Source organism: Schlesneria paludicola DSM 18645, from assembly GCF_000255655.1.
Taxonomy (GTDB): Bacteria; Planctomycetota; Planctomycetia; order Planctomycetales; family Planctomycetaceae; genus Schlesneria; species Schlesneria paludicola.
The window spans coordinates 489,837-510,668 of sequence record NZ_JH636436.1 but is presented as its reverse complement, the minus strand read 5'-3'; the positions used below and the strand labels follow the sequence as shown (position 1 = coordinate 510,668).

Genomic DNA, 20,832 nt, shown 5'->3' with positions numbered 1-20,832 from the left:
GGAGGTTGAACGTGCGGCATCTAACAAAATGGCTTCAAGCGGCGTTCAAGAAATACAGCGGTCGATCGCGAGTGATTCGACGAAGATTCCTCTGCCTGACACTGAGCGCCATCGCACTATTGCCAGGCTGCCAGTATTCGAATAACAGGCAAGCGGGTACCGCACTGGGAAGCGGAATTGGCGCCTTGACGGGTGCCTTGATTGGCCAAGACTCTGGCCATCTTTTCGGCGGGGCTTTGATCGGCGCGCTGGCAGGTGGAGTTACCGGCGGTCTCATTGGCAACGCCGCAGACGTGCAGGAGCAACGCGAGGCCGCAGCGGTGACGCACGCTCAGTATCTTGCATCGACAGGACAAGCGTTGACGAACATTGACGTGATTCGGATGGTCCAGAGCGGTCTTTCGGATGAGGTCATCATTGGAACGGTCAAGCACTCTGTCGGAAATTATGACCTCAGCCCAAATGCCATGATCCAACTGAAAACATATGGCACCAGCGACAGAGTTATTCTCACACTACAGAAACTCCCCAAGATCCCGGCGCTTCCGGGCAGTGGTGGCATTCACGCAAGTCCCTCGACAAGCGTCGGAGTGGTCGTCGCCCCCGCGCCTGTCATGGTCTACGGCTATCATGGCGGCCCTTCTCGTCGACATTGGTGATGCATGAGCTCTCGGAAATTGACCACCAATCGTTTGCTTGATTCCAGGAACTCGATCAGCCTGCAGCAATCGGCTTTGATTCGAGCTGAGTTATTTTCGATCTGTGCAGCAAACTGATTTTGCTCGTCGACGACAGGCAGGTCGAGCCCCTGTTTGCGAATCACTTGAGTTTCCTGCGATCATGTCGCGATCGAAGAATTTCCCGAATCCTCAAAGCCTTTGGGGCCTACCGGAATCCACAAGGCAAGCGGCGAACCCGTTCACCGCAACTGTAGCCCACAGCTCACACCTATTCAGAATCTCAAGCCGCAGTCCCCTGCACGGAGGAGGCAAGCTCATGGAGATGATCGAAGTCGAAGTCTACTACCTTGAGATGCGGTGCCCCTCACCACGTACTGTCCCTGCCCCGCGAAACGACTTGAGCGTGGTTCACCTCCGATCACCGACCGTGCCGTTTTACCGCCCGCTCTACGAAGCGGTTGGCCAGCCTTACCGCTGGCTGAGCCGACGAAAGATGTCGGATGAGCAGCTTGCCGCGCTCTTTGGTGATCCACGAAATGAATTGCACGTCCTTTACGTCAATGACACACCGGCCGGCTTTGCCGAATTGGATCGTCGCCAACCGGATGAAATTGAGCTGGTCCAGTTCGGCCTCGTTCCTGGCATCATTGGCCAGGGAATTGGCAAATGGTTCTTGCAACAAGTCATCGACAAAACATGGAGTTACGAACCAAAACGAATCTGGCTGCATACCTGCACGCTGGATCACCCCGCCGCCTTACCCAACTACATCAAAGCCGGATTCCTGCTCTACAAGCAAGAGTCAATCCAAAGAGAGCCTTGAGAGACGCGCAACCCGATCTGCCTGTTGAACTCAGGGGGCCAGGCACCTTGGCGTCCAGAATTCACATCGTCATGACATTCTTGAGTCTGGGCCAAATCCGTCTTCGTCATTTTAACAGGCGACTAAGTTGTCGCGACAAGCAGTTCTTCTGAATTATTGGGAAGTCGAAGACCGTCGGTCCTGCCTGCGAAATAACGCTGCGTCAGTGTGGCGGCCGACACGTGCTCGACGTCTTTAAAGCCGGCTTCGCGGGCCAGCGCCAGCATCTCTGCAGGTGTGAAGAAGCTGATGAACGGCGTTCCGCTGGCGCGCGCTCCTTCGACCGCCCGCTGGATTCCGAGGCGCACTTCGGGGTCTGCCATTTCGATCGGCAGCATGAACGACATCGCGAACGTGGAGCCGGGCGCGAGTGCGGCGACTTGGCGCAGCGTCGCTGTGATCGCATCCTTCGTGAGGTACATGCTGACACCCGTGGATGCAACGACAGCTGGCCGCGTTGCATCGAAGCCTGATCCAACGAGCCGATCCCACCATGTGTCGCCGGCTTCGAAATCAACCGGCACCAACCGCAGATACGGTGCGATGCCAAACCCAGTTTCGACAAGTCGCTGACGCTTCCACGCCTGGGGCCCAGGCGGATCGACCTCGAAGACAATCAGACGGGAGGCAAGTTCAGGGCGACGCTGCGAAAAGGTATCCAGACCTGCGCCAAGGATGACATATTGTCCGACACCGCGAGCAACCTGTTCTGCGACAAGATCCTCGATGAAGCGGGCTCGCGCGACGATCGAGGCGCGGAAGGGCTTCGTAAAAGGGCTCATGTCGGGGCGGCTTTGCCATCCGTCATCTGGAGCCACCAGTTTCAGTCCGACTTCGTCTTCGAACACATGCGGGGGTGAGTCGATCGCCACGTGCAACGCACGCCATAAGGCAACCCGCACTGCAGTGTTGTCTGGCTCCACGATTTGCTTTTCCTGGCTCATGGTGCAAATTTTCGATTGACTCGTCATCCCCCGCGACATTTCTGTTCACGATCGACGATCGAGTGCCTCTTCGATCCCAAGTACGTCGACAGCCATCACCACTGAAGAGAAGTAGGACCGGGAACCTAGACATGATCAATATTGTTGACGGAGGGTTATGATATCCATCCGGGCAAGGCCGCAGCTTGCTTCACCCATGAAGCCACTTGCGCCTCATCGAGTTGATCATCTTCATGGATATGAAAGTAACGCGTGTTCTTGTCCTTGCTGGACTGTGGCGGCATCGGTTGCAGCGACGTTCCATTGAAGAATGCAATCTTGACGTAGCGTGCAAACGTGTGGACACCCAGGAACCAGCCCTGGCCTTCGACGCCATACAACGGCGAGTTCCACTTCACGGCCTTCTGAACGTTGGGCACACACTGCACGATAAGAGCATCGAGCCACCGGCCGACATCACTCTTCCAACCCGGCATCGCAGCAATGTATTGCTGGACCGGAGCGTCGCCGTCGGCTTTCGCGATTTGCGGATTACCACCTGAAAGGAGTTTCACGGGTTTGGCATCGCTGGCAGCCGGCCTGGCGCCCTTCGCTTTCGAAGTCGTCGAGCCATTCTGGGCCACTGCCGCCTTGATGAGTGATTTGAAGGCGACGGCATCAACCATCTCTCCTTCGTGGATGTCGATCGCCCTTCGCGTGTTACCATCCAAGCTGGAATTGAAGAGACGTGAGGGGTCTGCGACTTTGGCCCCTTGAGCGAATGTCAGCTTTACAACCTTTTTGTAAGACTCTCCGGTGCAGACGATCCCCTGATGCGCCCAGACGGGAGTGCCCATCCATTTCCATTCTTCGGTCATCTCGGGATCGGCCTCCAGAATCAGGGCGCGCATACGGGCCAGAACATCGCCGCGCCAATCCCCCAAATCACGAATCCGCTGATCGATGAGCAAAGAGGCGGTTTTCCCGGTTGCTTGCTCATGGCTTTTTTTCGCCGCCAGAACCGGAGTGGCGCCGTCGGCTTTTTTCGCACTCGTCTTCGCCGATCTCTTCGTCTTGGCGGCGGGCCTTGGCACCTCGCTCGTACGAGGCTCACTCTTGGTCTTCGGCTTCGACTTGCCCTCAGTCATGATCCGCCCCTTCTCAGTTCGAGCCATTTTCGAGCCAATCCAAGTCGTCATCCCGGAACCGCTCATGGGTAATTCATAACAGGCTATTAAACGTCACCCGCCCGACGCAAATATTCGTGAGCCTGCGCCGATGATCAACGCAAAATGTGAGGACGGCTGAATTCGTCAGCGATTAGGGTTCGCATGGAAAGTCGGTTGCGACAAACCCTCCAGTGGATTGACATCGCTCAAACGCAGAACCGCTTATTTCGTCCAAAAAGGGAATAATCTCCGAGTCGTAATTGGCAATCGTGTTTACGTCGTAAATCTGAAGATTCTCAGGGTTCTCGAGGTATTCTTGTGATTCGGTTCCAGCGAGAAAACGCCAACCGCTGTCGTCTTTGAAATCCGGTGTCTCTCGGTACATATAGCCAACGCTCATGCCCTGTACAGTGATCATGTCACTGGCAACACAGCATCCACGCTGAAGTGCCAGCGGGTCGATTTGATCAGGACTGAGTTTGAATACCTTGCCAGTCATTAAAGATTCCCGCCTTGAACCGAGACGAATTTGGCGATGTCGTTCGGGCCAAGGATAATGGCGAACGCCAGTTTCGGCGAGTCAAGAGATTTCGACAACCACCACATCACCATTCTGGCTCTCCTCGACAACAAACGTTCGATACTTGAGAGTCAGCTTATAGAAATGAAAATGGACAGATCCATATATCAATCGATACATAGACCTGTCCACTCATCCGCCTATGAGCACGCGCCAGGAATCGAAGGCATCCGTTTCTTCTAGAGGATGGGACGACCTTCAGATGGCCATCGTCTGCGACTAATTATTGATCGCTTGCGAACGGAGAGCCTGTCGATGGTCGGTTTGCATCAGCTCCGATTCAAGCTCAAAATCGAATCTGTTTCGCCCCGCGGAGACATCCGCCGACAACTGGCCAGGTCTCCCGAATTTTTCGGGAATCCTGACCGTGGGAGTCATCGAAATGGGCACACCTCTGTCATCCGTCTCCGGTTCGCGATTCTCAATCAATACGTGATGTAAACCACGTTGGGCTCCGGCACGACTTTGACTGAACTGCAACTGATATCGGCCACTCGCATCAGTTGCACCATATGAGGGTGAACCTTGTTCCTTGGGAACAAAGACAATCTTCAAGCCAGGAACGGGATCACCATTTAATGTGACTGTGCCGGACACAGCTTCAAGTCGTGGACCGGATGTTCCTCCACACCCCACGCTCAGGCAAACTGCGAGCGCCACCATCAAAAGATTTCGCCTCGCCGACTGATGCATATTCAAGACCCTGATAAAATCCGTTGCCATCCAAAAAACCACAGACCGAGATTGATGACCAAAGCGATTGGTCAACTTTTCGGAACGACGATGTCAATCCCGAGAGCAGGTGGCAAACCACTCCTCCAGGAGCGGTTCGCGCATCGTCCCAGCCAGGCTGACCTGCTTGCGACGGGCACATCAACCTGTCACGTCAGATTTCGAACGCAACTAAAAATCAGAGATCACCTGACCATCGTTGACCCCGGAGAGTTGCTGATACGTCCCATACGGCCCACTGAGATTCGAGGGGCTGGCAACATAGTCCGTATTGGTATGATTGATACTGTCGCTGATGAACCGTACGGAGCCATCGGCGATCAGAAACTGAGCCCCACCTGTATGCAAGCTATGGAATGCACGGTCAACGTTGTTGGCCGACAACAACGGCGGATTGATTTTCTCGCGAGTCCATCGAGCGTGCAGATGCAGACCGTTGTTTCCCGGCCCATTGTTGCTACACAACGGCCCCCCACCTGTTGTCACGTTGCCATAAATGAACTGCCGAGACGACCCGTAGGTGCTTCCGGTCGTATCCGTTCCATTGGCGATATAGCGAACTTCACCCACGGCCAACACATTCGACGTTCCGTCGGTAATGTCACGAAACCCGAGAGACGTGTTGATTCGAAACAGGCCGATGTTTCGCACTTCGGAGACAGGTATCGTTGCATCTGTTGCGCTGGCCACACAAGGCTTTCCATCAAATGGACCGGCGCTTGCCATGTAGTTCGAAAGCGCCACGGCGTTCGTCCCTTTCCCTGCGGCGGCGTTCCCTGGATTGTTGGAGATCACGCTCGGCCCCACGTCCGATGGACACCGAAACGCAGGAAGCGATGTCGCGATGAGAGCTTGATTTCCCGTCGGTATTGTACCACATGTGACACAACTGTATGGAGTCTTGCTGAAATCAAACTGATTGTACAACGAACCTTGATCTAGTTGTGGCAGCAGGAATACCGACCAGGCCCAACCATCGCCGATCGTCTCTGAGTTTCCCATCACCGTATCGGTGAACCCCATCGGGAAGACCTGGTAAACATCGTGATAATTGTGAAGAGCAAGGCCTATTTGTTTGAGATTGTTTTTACATTGAGTGCGCCGAGCCGCCTCGCGGGCCTGTTGCACCGCGGGAAGAAGAAGCGCGATCAATACCGCAATGATTGCAATCACGACGAGTAGTTCGATCAATGTAAATCCACGGCATCGGCAGCGAACAGCAGTCATGGGACGTTTCCTATTTTCGTTCTCATTATCTGACCTGTCAGGTCAACAAATTGATTCTTGATTCCTGCCAACCGCGAAGGCGGACGCCAAAACCGGGAAAGACGGCGAGCACTCCACCTCGCTTCCTCACCCTGCAGCACGCGCGCAATCAGAGCCGCGCGGCATTGGGATCGGCAAATCGAGACGCTTCAACAGCAGCAACCAGCGCTCAACAACGGGTCAGATAGAGGTACACACTGGAATCTTGAGATGAGCCAGCATCGTGCCTCGATCGCAAGATTGAACCGGTCCGTTAGAGCCCCGGCGGCTTGAAGACGATGTTCTTCGTCTAAGAAATCCATGGAGACCTCCAAGGGTCCCGCAAAACACCTCTGGCTTCAGCCAGTCAGCGTTGCACGATATTGACGATGCTGGCAGCTACAACGCCTCACCAACATATATCACCCATACAATGGGAAAACAAATTTTCGGAGCTAGATTACGTTTTGTCAACATGATCACCGCAACACGATACTGAATTCTTCTTTAGGAAGACTCACGCACTTGTTCTTGCTTGCTTCTACGGCCCGCAACCGCAAACGGCGTCTTGAAATGTGGACGGACAAGTACGTTGACCTTCACGGTGCCATGGGGGTTTTGAATCCGGGCGGAGCCACTCCCGCTTATTTCAGAAGGCTGCTAAACGTCTTTTCCGACGAAGTTGATCGCCACTTGTGCGAGCCCCCCAATGACGCCTCCGACGACACATAAGATGATTGTCCCGACGCAGAGGGTCGCGATTGTGCCCCACTCCATTGTCTCGGCAACAGCTGTGTATACGCCACGCCCAAGCCCAAATCCGACAATGGCACCGATAACAGTACCAGCAATTTGCGGTGAGAGCAGCACAACAGAAGTGTCTTTCAAATTCGCCGTGGACGGCAATGGCTGCTGACCGAACACTTCCTTTTGTCGTTCATTCATTTCGGGTTTTCCTCCATAACCGTCAATCGAAAACACTCAATGCTTGAACAGTCAAACAGCTTTTTCGTTGATCCTGTTTCTTGCAATCACTTGGCCTTCGCCCGGATTGTGCAATCTCTCACCAACGTTCTTGCGGAACATTGGATTTTGTCGTTGCGCAGACGCCAGCACAACACTCTATAGATTGAGATGTAACCGTTCACAGTCTGAAGAGAGGGGGACAGGCACCTGGCGGAGTCAGTGTCCTTTATTTCAACGCGAGCGACCACATCTGACAGACCAGTCTCAATGTTTGACCGAATCGTCTCACACATCTTGACGCTATTGAGATCCGAGTGATAGTTTTCGGGCTATGGCAGTCCTACTCGAAAACATTCAGTTCGCTTCCAATGAAAATCTGCGTCTTCTGCACTGGCAGGCCAGCGCGAAGTCGTTGCAATCTCTGGAAGCAAGTGGACGACGTATTCCCGTGGCGGGTGTCGGGGGACGCTGGCACAGCCATCCCGAGATGGAGTTCACGATCTTTCAGCGCGGCTCAGGCACGCGGTACGTCGGCGACCATGTCGGCACGTTTGGCGAGTTGGATTGTGTGCTGCTCGGTGGTGACCTGCCGCACTGCTGGATGGAAGCCGAACGCACGGATGGCTATGTCTTGCAGTTTCAGCTTCCCGCAGAGCATCCGCTGTATCGCTTGGGCGGTGCTGAGGAGCTGCAGCGGCTGTTCTACAGCGCCAGGCGAGGAATACACTATCGGTTTTCCATTGCGCGGCGGGCACTGGTGCTGCTCGAAGCCATGGCGACGAGATCATCGCTCGCCCGCGCCGGCTTGCTGTTGGAATTGTTGGCCCTGCTGCACGATGCCCCGCGAAGCCAGACCACGCTGCTGAGTCGTGGGCAGATTCGCGTCGGGGTCAACGAGGCCACGCGACCGTGCCTGGAGGCCGTCGTGCAATGGATGCTGGAACATTTCACCAAGCCGATTGAGCTGGAAGAAGCGATCAAACGCAGCGCCATGAGCCGCGCCACATTTTACCGACAGTTCCTCAAGCAGACCGGCAAAACGTTTCACACGTTTCTCACCGATGCGCGTCTGGTGCATGCTCACCAACTGCTCACGCAATCGCAGCGTGGTATCGCAGAGATCGCTTATGCCAGCGGTTTCGGAAGCCTGACCCGTTTCAACGCCGCCTTCCGCGAAAAGTTCGCGAAGTCACCACGTGAGGTGCGAAAGTGCGTTGATTCGGCCTTGGCTGGCCCCCGCGGAAGTGGAGCTTAAGGGGGCTGCAGGAAGGCACAGATCAGCGAAGGGTCAAAGTGCCACCATCGACGGGATAGGCACTTCCCGTCACGAAAGAGGCTTCGTCGCTACACAAAAATAGCGCGGCCGCAGCAACCTCATCAGGTGTGCCCATGCGACCGATTGGCTGGGCCTGAGAGAGCTTGTCGAACATTTCCACTTCGCGACCCGCGTAGTTTTTCGCAATGAAGCGATCGACGAACGGTGTATGAATCCGACCAGGCATGAGCGCATTGCAGCGGATGCCGTGGCCAAGGAAGTCCTTCGCAATGGAATAGGTCATCGCAAGTACGGCTCCTTTACTGGCCGAATAGGCAAATCGATCTGCGATACCAAACTGGGCCACGGTCGAGGCGAGGTTCAAGATGACTCCACTTCCCGCTTTCGTCATCTCCCGTAGCGCGGCCTGCGTGCAATGCGCCACTCCGTTGACGTTCACGCGCTGCACCTGGGCGAATTCCTGCGGCGAAGTATTCAAAGCGCTGCCGACATGAGCGATCCCGGCATTGTTGACCAGGATGTGAATCCGCTTGTGGCGAGTCAGGATCCGGGAGAACGCGGCGTCGACAGAACTAGAATCACTCACATCGCAGGCCTCACCGTGTGCCCGATATCCCATGTCGCTAAGTTCCTGTACGGCCGCGTCGAGATTGGTCGGTTGCAGGTCGAGGATTTCGATTGCAGCACCATGCGCGGCAAAGCGTTTGGCAATTGCGAATCCGATACCAGAAGCACCACCGGTGATGACAGCGGTCCTTGATCCTAATTGAAAAGCGGGCGCATTCATTGAACTTTGTGCTCCTGATTGGGAATTCGACCAATGATGGGATATTGCTCAAGATCCACGACACTACCGGTGATCGGACGGCTGGCGGGACTGACCCAGTAAAGGGCCGCTTCGGCAATATCCTGGGGCATCAACAGCTTGCCGGACGGCGCGGCAGAGAGAGGCAAGGTTTCAGGCCAGTTGGCCGGAAGACCGTCGCCGATCTTCGTCTGATATTCGTTGTCCGTCAGTGTCCAGCCGACGTTGAGCTGGTTCACGCGGACGCGATCCGGGCCAAGCGTGTCCGCAAAGTTGCGGGTAAGCGTCATGAGACCGCCCTTACTAATGGAGTACGCGGGAAGATTCGATTGGCCGCAGTGTGCGAGGATACTTCCCACATTCAGCACACAGCCCTCGGCCCGTTTCAAGGCGGGCAGCAGGGCGCGAATGAGCATGAACGGTGCACGCAGATTCACGGCGATCATCCGATCGAAAAACGCCACATCGGTTTCTTGAAGATGCGACCGAGTCGTGAGCGCGGCATTGTTCACCAAAGCGTCGACGCGGCCGAAGCATTGCAGTGAGGCATCGGCTAACTCCGCAGGAGACTCCTTTTCGGCAAGATCCCCTAGGACGAAACCCGCACAGTCGGTGCCCAACTCCGCTCGTAACGCTTCGCCGCGGGCCGTGTCTCGACCATGTAGGATGACTCGTGCCCCTTCGCGAACGAATCGGCGTGCCATGGCGGCGCCGATTCCAGTCGTACTGCCGGTGATGAAGATGACCTGATTTTGTAGACGCATGTTGTGACGCTCTTGAATGATTCAGTTTGAGGAGTACGAAACGGCGCAATCGTTCACAGGCCGGGGACTGGCTCATTTTCCCGCGGCAAAGGGAAGGATTGCTCTGGTCAGTGCACCGTGGATTCCAATGAACCGGGAATATGTGCCTGTTCCCCATTCTTCGGGCTGTGAACGGTGACCGAAACGGCCTGCTGCCGAGATTCGCCCAAGCCCTCAATGCCTAGTTCAACAACATCGCCGGGCTTCAGAAAAACAGGGACAGGCTTCAATCCGAGGCCGACTCCGGGAGGAGTGCCCGTGCTGATGACATCCCCCGGCAGCAGCGTCATAAACTGACTGATGTAGGCGACAAGAAACGGGACCTTGAAGATCATCTGTGCCGTGCTGCTGTTCTGCCGAACGACGCCATTGACCTTCAGCCACATGGACAGCGAATGCGGGTCGAGGATCTCGTCGGGCGTGGCGAGGAATGGACCGAGCGGCGCGAAGGTGTCGCAACTCTTCCCCTTCACCCACTGACCTCCACGTTCGAGCTGCCAGGCACGTTCGCTGTAATCATTATGAAGTGCATAACCGGCGACATGCTGCATCGCTTCGGTCTCATTCACATAGCTGGCGCGTTTGCCAATGATGACGGCCAATTCGACTTCCCAATCCGTCTTGCTTGAACCGCGTGGAATCACGATCTCATCGTTCGGCCCCGCGAGCGACGAAGTGCTCTTCATGAACAGGATCGGTTCCTTCGGAATCTCGACACCGGATTCCTTCGCGTGATCGGCATAGTTCAGACCGATGCAGACGATCTTGCTGGGACGCGCAATGCACGAGCCCCGTCGCACGTGAGAATCGACTGTAGGAGCGGTTGTGGCGTGCGCGGCCGCCCATGCGCCAAGCCGTGCAAGACCGTCGCCGCCGAAGAACGCTTCATCGTAGTCACTGCCAAAGGCGGATGCATCGATGCAGCGGCCGTCAGCGAGGATCAGCCCCGGCTGTTCCTGGCCGGGTGTCCCGAATCGAATGAGTTTCATGAGAGGCTTCCATGGAATGAGAAGGATTAGTGATTGTGCCGCGGAATCGTGCTGCACACGGAACGGAAGGCACAGGCAAAGTCGAGACAGGCACCGGTGTGGAGCTGGCCAACATGGCTGCGGTAAATTTGCTGCCAGGGTGTCGCATTCGGCGGCGGCACATCGAACAAGGCAGTGTCGCGTGCGTTCCATTCGGCGGCGGGCACCAGCGCATCGACACGGCGGGTGCGAAGATCAACGCGAATACGGTCCCCTGTCCGCAGCTTCGCCAGGCCGCCTCCGGCATACGCTTCGGGCGAGGAGTTGAGGATAGACGGGCTGGCCGATGTCCCGCTTTGCCGGCCATCGCCTAGCATGGGAAGTTCTTTGATCCCCTGCCGCAACAGGGCATTGGGCGGCTGCATGTTCACGACTTCGCCACTGCCAGGAAAGCCGATGGTGCCCGTGCCGCGAACGACCAGCATGGTGTTCTCATCCATCATCAAGGCGGGATCATTCAGACGCGCGTGATAGTCCTCGGGGCCATCAAACACCACGGCATGGCATTCGAAGCGATCTTCGCTTCCCGGCGTGCAGAGATAACGATTGCGGAAGTCCTCGCTAATCACGCTGGTCTTGATCAGCGCCGCCTCAAAGAGATTCCCTGTCAGTACCAGGAAGCCCGCCCGCTGGCGCATCGGCGATTCCACGGTGTGGATGATCTTTCCATCTGGAGCTGGCGCGTCAGCCACATTCACAGCCAGGCTGTGTCCCGTGATGGTGAAGGCGTTGCCATCGAGCAAACCATGCCGCAGCAGCTCTCGCATCACTGTCGGCAACCCACCCGCTCGATGAAAATCCTCACCGAGGTACTTTCCGGCAGGCTGGAGATTCACGAGCAACGGCAGATCGTAGCCCGCCGTCTCCCAGTCCTGGATCTGCAACTCCACCCCCGCGTGACGCGCGATGGCGATGAGATGCGGGGGACAATTCGTGCTCCCGCCGAGGCTGGTATTCACGCGGACGGCGTTCAGCAGAGATTCACGGGTGATGACTTTTGATGGCCTCAGATCTTCACGCACCATCGCGACAATTCGTTGGCCCGCCAAGTGTGCGATCTGGCCGCGTTCGCCATACGGCGCCGGAATGCTGGCACTGCCGGGCAGCGCCATGCCCGTGGCCTCTGCGAGGCAGTTCATCGAGAGTGCGGTTCCCATGACATTGCAATGTCCCGTACTCGGAGCAGATCCCGCCAGCAGGTCCATGAACTGCTTCTCGTCGATCTCGCCCGCACCAAGCCGCCGCCGAGCTTCCCAGATGATGGTACCTGCACCGGCGAGTTCCCCATTGAGATAGCTGTTCAGCATCGGCCCGCCGTTGAAGATCAGCGAAGGCAAGTCGGTGGTGGCCGCAGCCATCAGTGCGGCGGGAGTCGTCTTGTCGCAACCTGTGGTGAAGATCACGCCATCCAGCGGATAGCCGTGCAAAACTTCGACGAGTCCCAGGTAGGCAAGATTGCGATCCAGCGCCGCCGTTGGCCGCCGCACTGATTCTTGCAACGGATGCATGGGAAATACAAATGGCACGCCACCCGCATCTCGAACACCGTCGCAGAGTCGCGTCACCGTCTGTAAATGCACGCGATTGCACGGAGCCAGGTCATTTGCCGACTGCGCAATGCCAATGACCGGACGCCCACTTTGAAGCTCGCCCGGCGTCAGGCCGTAGTTGAGAAACCGTTCCAGGTAGAGTGCGGTCATGCCGGGGTTGGCTGGATCATTCCACCAGGATTCAGAGCGCAATTTCAGCATCGATCGATAACCATCGGTTTGGGTAGCGAGAGAACTTGGGTTTCGAGGAACTCGCGAAAGAACTATCGCTGTTCGATGCGATCGAGTCTCACCACGATGTCTCAAAGTCTGCTCAATTCGTCTCACGAAGGTCACGAGCCAAACTGGCACCAGCTCACACCAACGGTTGGATCGTTTAATGGCTCGCTGGCAATTCCCCCATCGCACGGCCAAACTACAGACGCGGCGTCACAAATCTGGAGCAAGCTCAAATCATGCGAGAGTTCTTCAGGGGATGGAAACGCAAAGCTGGCATTGCCACGCTGGCTTTGGCGTGCGTGGCCACAATCGGATGGGTGAGAAGCTTTTACTTCACCGACATGATCATGTTCCCAACGTCGCATGCGATGAATCGTTGGATTTCTGATAAACATGGGCTCGTTTGGACCAGGCACAGCCAAACTGATGAAGAGCTTGAGGAGCAAGAATGGGACAGCCTGTTTGACGTCCCCATACCCGCGATTTGCTTCGCTTTTCCTCAATCACTCGATCTGCATGAAAGAAAATACCTGAATGGAAATGAATGGACACGGAAATCGGCTTTCCTGGGATTCATATTCCTTGACGGACAAATCTTTGGACTGAAATCAACAGCGACGGTGTGGATCATTCCCTATTGGTCCGTTGTCGTCCCACTGACACTACTTTCCGCGTACTTGCTGCTTCTGGGGTCGGGCCAATCGAGCTCGGAATGAGAAAACCAATAGCGTCGGAATCGATGTTGCCTGGGATTGTCATTCGCGGGTGTTCGAGGTCAATCGCGCCGATTTCCGGATGCCCGCCGAATGCGTTCGCCGGTACAATCCTGAACGGCTCTTCCGAGGGAAGAGGCCCATCATTCCATGCCAAATGAGTCACCGACATGAGCAGTCCAGCCTACCTTGCACACATGCAAAGCGACGACGGGTCTCTCTCCGCCGCCGACCTGATCGCGACCTACGAAGAACAGATCGACTTGCTACGTGCGGCTGTCAGCGGTCTCACGACCGAACAACTGCGTGCCCGCCCGATCGCAGGCAAGTGGAGCACCCTGGAAGTTGTTTGTCATCTGACAGACTGCGAACTCTATTTCTCTGAACGGATGATTCGGACAATCGCGCTGGAGCGGCCTCTTTTGATCAGCGTCGATGAAGGCCCCTATCCAGAACGATTGAACTACCAATCACTCGACATCAATGAGCAACTCGAGCTCTTCACCGCCCTTCGCCGCCACGTTGCCCGCAGTTTAAAAGCCCAACCCGTAGAAGGCTGGCAGCGTTCCGCTGTTCACAGCGGACTGGGTCTGGTCACCCTGAGAAAACTGGTTCTCTATGCCATCCGACACATCTCACATCACCTGCCGTTTATTGCAGAGAAACGCGCCGCGCTCAAGTAGTGTCGACAGGCGCGAACCGTGTCCAGAACCACTCGACGACGAACCGGAATACGATCCCGATCGCGTTCCAATGGCAGCACGACGGCGTGCCACCATTTTGGATCAGGCCAAAGCGAGTCTCACTTGTCCTCGGAACGCGGCGGCATCATCGACGTCACACCTGCACCCAATCATACCGCTTGTCGAGCTTCGAGAGCTGACTCGCGAAACCTTCCTTCTGCATCTGTGTGAACTCCTCGTTGTGCATGGGATCGAGCGTGACAACCATCCGCACGGTCGTTCCCGAGGGGAAGAATTCCACCTTGATCGTGCTCTCGTACGGTTTCACTCCTGGCAGAAAATCGATCAAGCTCGTAATCGATAACCGATCGTGAGGCGCGAACACAGTAAACGTTGCACGCCCCTCATGGGATGCTGGTCGGCCCATTTGCTTCATTGCCGCGACCATCTCGGGTGAATCGGCGATCATGTCATAGTGTAGGGTGCCGTCCTGCCGCGCATCGAGAGCACGCACTTCGGCGCGGAAGCCTTCAGGTCCCCACCACGATTCAAAGCCTTCCTTGGTCGTCCACAATTCCCAGAGCTCCTTGACCGCGGCGGTGTACGTGCGTTCGATGACGATCTTTCGCCGGTTCGTGTCGCCAGTCGCCGAGGTTTCATTCTTGTCGATCATTTGCTTTCCTTCTTTGGGGGGCTTCCGCTTGAGCGCCGCTTCTCGAGCGCCGCTCCAAATCGGTCAAGGCGTGCTTCCCACAAATTGCGGTACTGCGCGAGCCACTGATCGAGTTCGCGGAACGGTTCGGGTCTGAGACAATACAGGCGCCGCTGTCCATCCGGCCGCATCGAAACGAAGCCCGCTTCGTGAAGGATGCGCAGATGACGAGAGACACCAGACTGGTGGATACCGGCCTCTTCAACGATATCGTTGACTTGCCGTTCACCCTTCCGCAGCGCCTCGACAATGCTACGGCGAGTCGGATCAGCCAAGGCTTCAAAGGCATTCATGTGCACGCTCATGCATATACACTATCGTAAATATTCTCAAGATCAAGAGATGATCATTTTTTAGCCCCCAAAAGCCCGCAGCCATTGGTCAGCCGACCCAATGCCCGCAAATGGGAGTGGATGAGCCCGGCTTGTGGAGACCTCTATGGCAAACTCATGTTGTCAATCACGGCATCAAAGAGACATCGAGCAGGAATATCCTAAGCGAGTTTGCAGAGACCGGATTGGCAACAGGCTCCAAACATGAAATGACGCAGGAAGCAATTCAGAAGATCCGCACCGAGCTGAATGACCTCGACGGAATGTGATGCGTGTTCAAATTCCGAATCAAGAACATTTCCGATGTGGCTGATGTTTGACCTGAGCGGAGACGATTTGAGCGATCGAAGGCAACGCTCTTTCACGTGGGATGAAAACGACGAGCGGCCGAAACCGTTGGGATTTCGACCGCTCGTTTGATGCGAAAATTAAAGTCCAAGTTCGAGTCGAGTGACTTGAGCACTCAGCTCGAAATTTTTGTCAGTTGTGATCGTCGGAGATCCGCTTTCCTGCCGATTTGGCGATATGGAAAATCGGCGCGATGATCACTTTTGCGCCTTGTGGCAAATCATCAGGCATTTCAACAGCCGCTGCCGTTTCGTCAGCCAGTTGGATCTGACCGTCTTGACGGTAGCAATTGCTCAACGCGAGCAATGCGCGTTGATTGAACGGGGCGGGAAACATCCGAGCCGCTCGATTGAGAGGCTCGATTGCGTCCGCATACTTTTCCTGAGCCTGAAGCGCTTCGCCGCGGAACAGTTCCGCGATCGGCGCAAATGGCCCGGCATCTACGACACTGTTCAATTCTGCCAAGGCATAACCTGGCATTCCCAATTCCAGATATCCTTCGGCAGCCGCCAGGCGCCGAACGACCGACTGGGGATTAATCATCGACTCGGTTGTCACTTCTTCGGTGGTCATCGCAGCCTCCCTCCCGTTGGGTAGAAGACCAAAAACACGGCTGAGCAACTCATTCGCCAAACGGCACGTTTTTTATATGCAGTCTGCGTGCCAAACCTCTCAGCAATCGCCCAAAAGCCTTCATACTTAACAATAGACGGTACTTAAGACACGTCAAGTACGTTACGGTTCGGATTTTTGTAATGTCAATTTGACAATCGGCGGCTCAAAAATTAGCGTCAATGACTTGCCTATTGGCTAAGCAGGCCTGCCACGTCGGCCAAAACTGCCGGAACGTCGCGACGGTTTCTGCAGCGGACGTCCCATCCTGAATACGAAGTTTCAGCTGTTTCCGCGGCTGAAACTGCCGGTATTATCCCTCAAACGCGAAGAATTGCCGAACATCAACGGACCTCACGATGAATTGTCTGGGGGGATGTGGCAGAGAGTGTCAAGTTTCCGAGAACAGTCGGCCAAATTGACCAAAAAACCAGAGCGACCTCTGTGGACGAGGTTCCGAGCCCACGTCATCCGGGCCGGAAGACCACACCGGGACGTGTAATCACTTGCAAACGAATGCAGGCGGCACACCTCAAGGAACATCAGATCAAGCTGGCGCCCTTCAGCCGAATCCCCACAGGACGCCGATGATCCGAAAACAACCAAAGCGTCGCGGCACGGAAATGCGCCACGACGCTTTGAATGAATTTCAAACCTCAACCAACGCAGCCCCGAAGCCTCACGGATTGAATACACCTGCGATCAGAGCGCGACACTTCACTTGCGGGCGACGACTACGGGCGACGTCCCATGTCGCACGAGACCCCACCGGCGGCAGGGATGTATGCGTTCTGGACATAATCCATCACCATGCGATCCGCATTGAAGCGCCAGCCCAGAGTTCGAACCGAGCGTTTCATTCGGGCGATCCATTCTTCGGGCAAGCCATCTTCGTCATTGCGATCGAAGAAGAGTGGAATGACTTCATCCAGCAGAACGCGCGTCAGCGACTTGGCGTCGCGATCATCCTGAATGTCCTGATTCACGTGTGAGCGACCATTTCCGATCGTGAAGCCGTTCTGACCGTCGTAGGCTTCGGCCCACCAGCCATCGAGAATGGAACAGTTCAAGCCGCCGTTGAGCACAACCTTCTGACCGCTGGTACCGGACGCTTCAAGCGGACGACGCGGATTATTAAGCCAAACGTCAACACCCTGAACGAGGTGCCGGGCCAGATTGATATCGTAGTCCTCGAGCAGCATGATCTTGCCCTTGAACGCTGGTTGCTGCGTCAATTTGAAGATGCTCTGCAAAATGGCCTTGCCGTTGTCGTCGGCGGGGTGCGACTTGCCCGCAAACACAAATTGTACAGGATGCTTCGAATCACAGACGATCTTGGTCAGGGTGTCGATGTCACGCAGAACCAAGTCGGCTCGTTTATAAGGAGCAAACCGGCGAGCGAACCCGATCGTCAGCGCTTCAGGATCGAGCAAGCTTGAGATTTCCGTTTTTTCGGCATCCGACAACCCCAAGCGTTCGGCACGACGCAGCATCCGCAACCGCGCGAACATGATCATGCGGTTTTTCAAAGACTGGTGCGTCTCCCACAGCTCACCAGGCGTCACATTCTCGAAGCCGGCCCAAACTTCGGGCTCGCCAGACCGCAGATGCCAGTCCAAGGGCAACACGCGGTCGTATAGGGTTTTCATCTGCGGAGCGAGCCAACTGGACACATGCACTCCGTTGGTGATGTGACCGATCGGGATCTCTTCTTCACTACGCCACGGCCACAAGCCGGTCCACATCCGCCGACTGACGACTCCATGCAGATTGGACACCGCGTTGGCTGTCCGACTGCACTTGAAAGCCAGCACCGTCATACAGAAGGTTTCGTTTGTATTGTTGGGATCGACGCGTCCCAGTCCAATCAGCCCCCCAGGCCCGATTCCCAACTGGTCGGCAATGGGACCAAGGTGTTCTTCGAACAACCCCCAGTCGAACCGATCATGCCCAGCGGGCACCGGAGTATGCGTCGTGAAGCAGCAATGCCAGACCGTCTTGAGCATCGCATCGTCAAACGACTGTCCGTCGTTAACCATGCGCATGCGAATAAATTCGAGTGGGGCGAAGGCCGAGTGACCTTCGTTCATATGAATGACGCAGGGGTCGTATCCCATGGCCGTCAGGGCTCGTGTACCGCCGATTCCCAGAACCAGCTCTTGCCGAATTCGAATGCGCTGATCGCCGCCGTACAATCGTGCGGTCAACTTACGGTCTTCGGGTGTGTTTTGTTCGACGTTGCAGTCAAGCAAGTACAGTTTGATGCGACCGACATCAACCTGCCACACCTGTGCGTAAATCGGCCCGTTGCGTGTTTCGACACTGACGATTACACGTTCGCCCGCCGGGGTTTTGGCGGCCGTAATTGCCAGCCGCGTGTTTTGCACATACGGATAGATTTCACGTTGCCAACCCGTTTCGTCGATTTGCTGCGAGAAATAGCCTTCTTGATAAAACAGTCCGACCGCCACGAGAGGCACACCCAGGTCGGACGCACTCTTCAAATGATCCCCCGCCAAGACCCCGAGACCACCAGAATAGTTCGGGAGCGATTCGTGAATGCCGAATTCTGCCGAGAAATAGGCCACGGGATTGTTTCCCAAAAGGCCAGTATGTGTATCCCCCCAAGTGTGCTTGGAAGTCATGTACTCTTGCCAGCGCCGAAAGGCGTAGTTGACACGAGAATGCAGCACCGCTTCGCGTCCACGCGCTTCCAACTGTTCATGGGTGAATGACCCCAACAACAAGATGGGATTGTGATCAAATTGCCGCCAGCGAACAGGATCGAGGTCGCGAAAAATGGAAACCACTTCGGGCTGCCAGCACCACCAGTAGTTGCGTGCAAGTGCGTCCAGCTTTTCGGAAAAACTTCGTTGAGTCACCTGCGGCAGAACCATGAGTTCGTCTTCCCTGCTATCGTGGTATCAAACGGTCAGATCAAAGATGATGGAATGCAACGGAGATGAGCGAAATAAACGCCAGCTGTTCGGTGGCCAGGAGAGTTGACTGAGAAATCGCCTTTCCAAACTCAAACCACATGACACGAGAGACTGCCCGATTCTGACCCAGAACAAGCCTCTGATGAGAGATCGGTCCGCGATGAACGCAAATCCTAAGCCGATCGATGGCTGATCCCGTCGCAGGCAGAGTATAACACCTGCGGCAATGGGCTTCGAGTGTGCGCACGCACGACCGCGCTCGCGGTGCCCTAAAAATGTGCGTGCCAAGTTTGACAATAGGATAATGGGGCGAGCTCGACCGTTTTGTGAAGGCTTTTGGCTCGCCTCTCGACTCTCGCGAAATTTCCCATTTAATCGTTTCAGCCTGCCAGCAAAATAGGCAATGTTGCCTGAGACTTGTCGCACCTCGGGGTGGCGATCCGCTGGAGAATGTGGATTTGATCCCGAGCTTGATCGCCTCATCACACGCAGATTCCGACACACGGTTACATTCCGACACCTCGCGAGCCGAAGCCAGGCAGTTGAGCAGGAATTCAAATTGACACTTAAGATTTCATTCACACCGCCGTCGAATCGATCCAATGCGTTGAGACTCTTGTTCGCGCGCTTTCCAGTCGATGAGCAGGAAACAAGGATCGCTGACACGCTTCAGTCATCAGAGCGTGGCGGACTGAACTTGAGCGGACTGATGACCGCGGAAGCCGACGGACAAGTCGTTGGGGCCGCTCTGTTGATGCATCAACTCGACGGAGTGACTTTGGTCTGGCCGCCAGTCGTCTCGTGCCAGGCACCCGCCCCGGCCGCAGTGGAAGACGCGTTAATGACGCGGATGTGTGACGAGATCGATAGGACGGATTCACGGCTTGCCCAAATTTTGCTTGCGCCGGGCGACACCGCCGAGACGGAACTCATCGCGCGATTTGGATTTGAACACCTCGCCGATCTTTGTTTCATGGCACGCACCTTGTCTGCCGATGACGTGGCACTGTCACCGAATGATGGCGAACTGGAATTCGACACGTTCGATGACTCGCGAGCCGACCGATTCGCGAGTGTCATCGAGCGATCCTACCAGGACAGCCTTGACTGCCCGTTCCTGGACGGATTCCGCAATGGCCGGGCAGCTCTTGTCAGTCATCGATTATCAGGCCAATTCGATCCGGCTGGCTGGCGGTTGTATCGCCAAGGGGCGGACGATATTGGCATCACACTCACGAACGAGCACCCCGAACAGAATGCGATCGAGCTGGTCTACTTTGGAATTGTGCCTGAATTTCGCGGACAAGGATTTGGCCGTCGAATCTTGTCCGATAGCGTTCAAGCCGCAGCCTTCACGGGCCGCAGCACAATGTTTCTTGCAGTCGATTGTGGAAACATCTACGCAAACAATCTTTATGGCGAATTGAACTTCACAGAGGTCGCGCGAAGGCAGGCAATGGTGCGACGTTCCGCGCGAGTGGCACGCGAGTAATCCACATCATTTGCACAATGACCTGAAGGTGTTGAGGACCAATCATAGACCATGCCGCATGAAGCAAGTCGGCTTAATTCAGGGACTTTAGCGCGGGCCAAGACCGCGTATGAAAATCACGAGAAATTTCTCATTCCTTTTGGTTTGACTCCCTCGTGCCGCA

General features: G+C 55.7%; 19 protein-coding genes. 6 read left to right on the top strand and 13 right to left on the bottom strand.

What is annotated here, in order from left to right; translation table 11 throughout:
• Positions 1-11 precede the first annotated feature (11 nt).
• Together OSO_RS49030 and OSO_RS0135330 are read left to right on the top strand one after the other, a co-directional pair.
• Positions 12-659 carry a YMGG-like glycine zipper-containing protein gene (locus OSO_RS49030; RefSeq protein ID WP_010587539.1) on the top strand — a complete coding sequence of 216 codons (648 nt, stop codon included), beginning with the start codon at positions 12-14 and terminating at the stop codon, positions 657-659.
• 337 nt (positions 660-996) lie between these two features.
• Entirely contained in the window at positions 997-1,503 is a 507-nt protein-coding gene (locus OSO_RS0135330; protein ID WP_010587538.1) for a GNAT family N-acetyltransferase, read from the top strand.
• Between the two features lie 122 nt (positions 1,504-1,625).
• Here OSO_RS0135330 and OSO_RS0135325 read toward each other — a convergent pair whose 3' ends face one another.
• The 5 genes from OSO_RS0135325 to OSO_RS0135295 form a co-directional block, all read right to left on the bottom strand.
• Positions 1,626-2,486 carry a class I SAM-dependent methyltransferase gene (locus OSO_RS0135325; protein WP_010587537.1) on the bottom strand — a complete coding sequence of 287 codons (861 nt, stop codon included), beginning with the start codon at positions 2,484-2,486 and terminating at the stop codon, positions 1,626-1,628.
• Positions 2,487-2,641: 155 nt separating this feature from the next.
• On the bottom strand, positions 2,642-3,640 hold the full coding sequence (locus OSO_RS46390) for a DUF1801 domain-containing protein (RefSeq protein ID WP_202800023.1): 999 nt from the start codon (positions 3,638-3,640) through the stop codon (positions 2,642-2,644).
• A gap of 145 nt (positions 3,641-3,785) precedes the next feature.
• Positions 3,786-4,133 (bottom strand): DUF2185 domain-containing protein, encoded by a 348-nt coding sequence (locus tag OSO_RS0135315; RefSeq protein ID WP_010587535.1) that lies wholly within the window; start codon positions 4,131-4,133, stop codon positions 3,786-3,788.
• 984 nt (positions 4,134-5,117) lie between these two features.
• Positions 5,118-6,173: a DUF1559 domain-containing protein gene (locus OSO_RS46380; RefSeq protein ID WP_010587533.1), complete on the bottom strand. Its 1,056-nt coding sequence runs from the start codon at positions 6,171-6,173 to the stop codon at positions 5,118-5,120.
• A gap of 678 nt (positions 6,174-6,851) precedes the next feature.
• Positions 6,852-7,136, bottom strand: coding sequence for a hypothetical protein (locus tag OSO_RS0135295; protein WP_010587532.1), 285 nt, complete (start codon positions 7,134-7,136; stop codon positions 6,852-6,854).
• Between the two features lie 352 nt (positions 7,137-7,488).
• Here OSO_RS0135295 and OSO_RS0135290 point away from each other — a divergent pair, with 352 nt between their 5' ends.
• The gene (locus OSO_RS0135290; RefSeq protein ID WP_010587531.1) at positions 7,489-8,412 is read left to right on the top strand and encodes a helix-turn-helix domain-containing protein; all 924 of its coding nucleotides are present in this window, start codon (positions 7,489-7,491) and stop codon (positions 8,410-8,412) included.
• A 22-nt stretch (positions 8,413-8,434) separates the two neighbouring features.
• Here the strand turns inward: OSO_RS0135290 and OSO_RS0135285 are convergent, their stop codons facing one another.
• The 4 genes from OSO_RS0135285 to OSO_RS0135270 all read right to left on the bottom strand — a co-directional run bounded on the left by OSO_RS0135285 (position 8,435) and on the right by OSO_RS0135270 (position 12,820).
• Positions 8,435-9,220 (bottom strand): SDR family NAD(P)-dependent oxidoreductase, encoded by a 786-nt coding sequence (locus OSO_RS0135285; protein ID WP_010587530.1) that lies wholly within the window; start codon positions 9,218-9,220, stop codon positions 8,435-8,437.
• Complete coding sequence (locus OSO_RS0135280; protein ID WP_010587529.1) at positions 9,217-10,002, bottom strand: oxidoreductase; 786 nt, start codon at positions 10,000-10,002, stop codon at positions 9,217-9,219. Before OSO_RS0135280 ends, OSO_RS0135285 begins: the two co-directional genes overlap by 4 nt.
• A gap of 107 nt (positions 10,003-10,109) precedes the next feature.
• Positions 10,110-11,030, bottom strand: coding sequence for a fumarylacetoacetate hydrolase family protein (locus OSO_RS0135275; protein WP_010587528.1), 921 nt, complete (start codon positions 11,028-11,030; stop codon positions 10,110-10,112).
• A gap of 26 nt (positions 11,031-11,056) precedes the next feature.
• On the bottom strand, positions 11,057-12,820 hold the full coding sequence (locus OSO_RS0135270; protein ID WP_010587527.1) for an IlvD/Edd family dehydratase: 1,764 nt from the start codon (positions 12,818-12,820) through the stop codon (positions 11,057-11,059).
• A gap of 254 nt (positions 12,821-13,074) precedes the next feature.
• Between OSO_RS0135270 and OSO_RS0135260 the strand changes: the two genes are divergently transcribed.
• Both OSO_RS0135260 and OSO_RS0135255 read left to right on the top strand, forming a co-directional pair.
• Positions 13,075-13,554, top strand: a complete 480-nt coding sequence (locus OSO_RS0135260; protein ID WP_010587526.1) for a hypothetical protein — start codon at positions 13,075-13,077, stop codon at positions 13,552-13,554.
• A 167-nt stretch (positions 13,555-13,721) separates the two neighbouring features.
• Positions 13,722-14,234 (top strand): DinB family protein, encoded by a 513-nt coding sequence (locus OSO_RS0135255; RefSeq protein WP_010587525.1) that lies wholly within the window; start codon positions 13,722-13,724, stop codon positions 14,232-14,234.
• A gap of 154 nt (positions 14,235-14,388) precedes the next feature.
• Here the strand turns inward: OSO_RS0135255 and OSO_RS0135250 are convergent, their stop codons facing one another.
• The 4 genes from OSO_RS0135250 to glgP all read right to left on the bottom strand — a co-directional run bounded on the left by OSO_RS0135250 (position 14,389) and on the right by glgP (position 19,135).
• Positions 14,389-14,907, bottom strand: coding sequence for an SRPBCC family protein (locus OSO_RS0135250; protein ID WP_010587524.1), 519 nt, complete (start codon positions 14,905-14,907; stop codon positions 14,389-14,391).
• On the bottom strand, positions 14,904-15,239 hold the full coding sequence (locus OSO_RS46375) for an ArsR/SmtB family transcription factor (RefSeq protein ID WP_010587523.1): 336 nt from the start codon (positions 15,237-15,239) through the stop codon (positions 14,904-14,906). The genes OSO_RS0135250 and OSO_RS46375 overlap by 4 nt, the downstream gene beginning before the upstream one ends.
• 519 nt (positions 15,240-15,758) lie before the next feature.
• Positions 15,759-16,199: a tetratricopeptide repeat protein gene (locus OSO_RS0135230; protein WP_010587521.1), complete on the bottom strand. Its 441-nt coding sequence runs from the start codon at positions 16,197-16,199 to the stop codon at positions 15,759-15,761.
• A gap of 773 nt (positions 16,200-16,972) precedes the next feature.
• Positions 16,973-19,135: an alpha-glucan family phosphorylase gene (gene glgP, locus OSO_RS0135220; RefSeq protein WP_010587520.1), complete on the bottom strand. Its 2,163-nt coding sequence runs from the start codon at positions 19,133-19,135 to the stop codon at positions 16,973-16,975.
• A 751-nt stretch (positions 19,136-19,886) separates the two neighbouring features.
• On the opposite strand from glgP, the gene OSO_RS46370 reads away from it, so the two are divergent.
• The gene (locus tag OSO_RS46370; protein WP_157605902.1) at positions 19,887-20,669 is read left to right on the top strand and encodes a GNAT family N-acetyltransferase; all 783 of its coding nucleotides are present in this window, start codon (positions 19,887-19,889) and stop codon (positions 20,667-20,669) included.
• Positions 20,670-20,832: the final 163 nt, after the last annotated feature.

Coding starts and splice junctions, on each gene's coding strand:
- OSO_RS0135230 (WP_010587521.1), bottom strand. CDS start 16,199: ATGACCACCGAAGAAGTGACAACCGAGTCGATGATTAATCCCCAGTCG.
- OSO_RS0135285 (WP_010587530.1), bottom strand. CDS start 9,220: ATGAATGCGCCCGCTTTTCAATTAGGATCAAGGACCGCTGTCATCACC.
- OSO_RS0135280 (WP_010587529.1), bottom strand. CDS start 10,002: ATGCGTCTACAAAATCAGGTCATCTTCATCACCGGCAGTACGACTGGA.
- OSO_RS46375 (WP_010587523.1), bottom strand. CDS start 15,239: ATGAATGCCTTTGAAGCCTTGGCTGATCCGACTCGCCGTAGCATTGTC.
- OSO_RS0135250 (WP_010587524.1), bottom strand. CDS start 14,907: ATGATCGACAAGAATGAAACCTCGGCGACTGGCGACACGAACCGGCGA.
- OSO_RS46370 (WP_157605902.1), top strand. CDS start 19,887: ATGACCGCGGAAGCCGACGGACAAGTCGTTGGGGCCGCTCTGTTGATG.
- OSO_RS0135295 (WP_010587532.1), bottom strand. CDS start 7,136: ATGAATGAACGACAAAAGGAAGTGTTCGGTCAGCAGCCATTGCCGTCC.
- OSO_RS0135290 (WP_010587531.1), top strand. CDS start 7,489: ATGGCAGTCCTACTCGAAAACATTCAGTTCGCTTCCAATGAAAATCTG.
- glgP (WP_010587520.1), bottom strand. CDS start 19,135: ATGGTTCTGCCGCAGGTGACTCAACGAAGTTTTTCCGAAAAGCTGGAC.
- OSO_RS0135255 (WP_010587525.1), top strand. CDS start 13,722: ATGAGCAGTCCAGCCTACCTTGCACACATGCAAAGCGACGACGGGTCT.
- OSO_RS0135315 (WP_010587535.1), bottom strand. CDS start 4,133: ATGACTGGCAAGGTATTCAAACTCAGTCCTGATCAAATCGACCCGCTG.
- OSO_RS0135275 (WP_010587528.1), bottom strand. CDS start 11,030: ATGAAACTCATTCGATTCGGGACACCCGGCCAGGAACAGCCGGGGCTG.
- OSO_RS0135260 (WP_010587526.1), top strand. CDS start 13,075: ATGCGAGAGTTCTTCAGGGGATGGAAACGCAAAGCTGGCATTGCCACG.
- OSO_RS0135325 (WP_010587537.1), bottom strand. CDS start 2,486: ATGAGCCAGGAAAAGCAAATCGTGGAGCCAGACAACACTGCAGTGCGG.
- OSO_RS0135330 (WP_010587538.1), top strand. CDS start 997: ATGGAGATGATCGAAGTCGAAGTCTACTACCTTGAGATGCGGTGCCCC.
- OSO_RS0135270 (WP_010587527.1), bottom strand. CDS start 12,820: ATGCTGAAATTGCGCTCTGAATCCTGGTGGAATGATCCAGCCAACCCC.
- OSO_RS46390 (WP_202800023.1), bottom strand. CDS start 3,640: ATGGCTCGAACTGAGAAGGGGCGGATCATGACTGAGGGCAAGTCGAAG.
- OSO_RS46380 (WP_010587533.1), bottom strand. CDS start 6,173: ATGACTGCTGTTCGCTGCCGATGCCGTGGATTTACATTGATCGAACTA.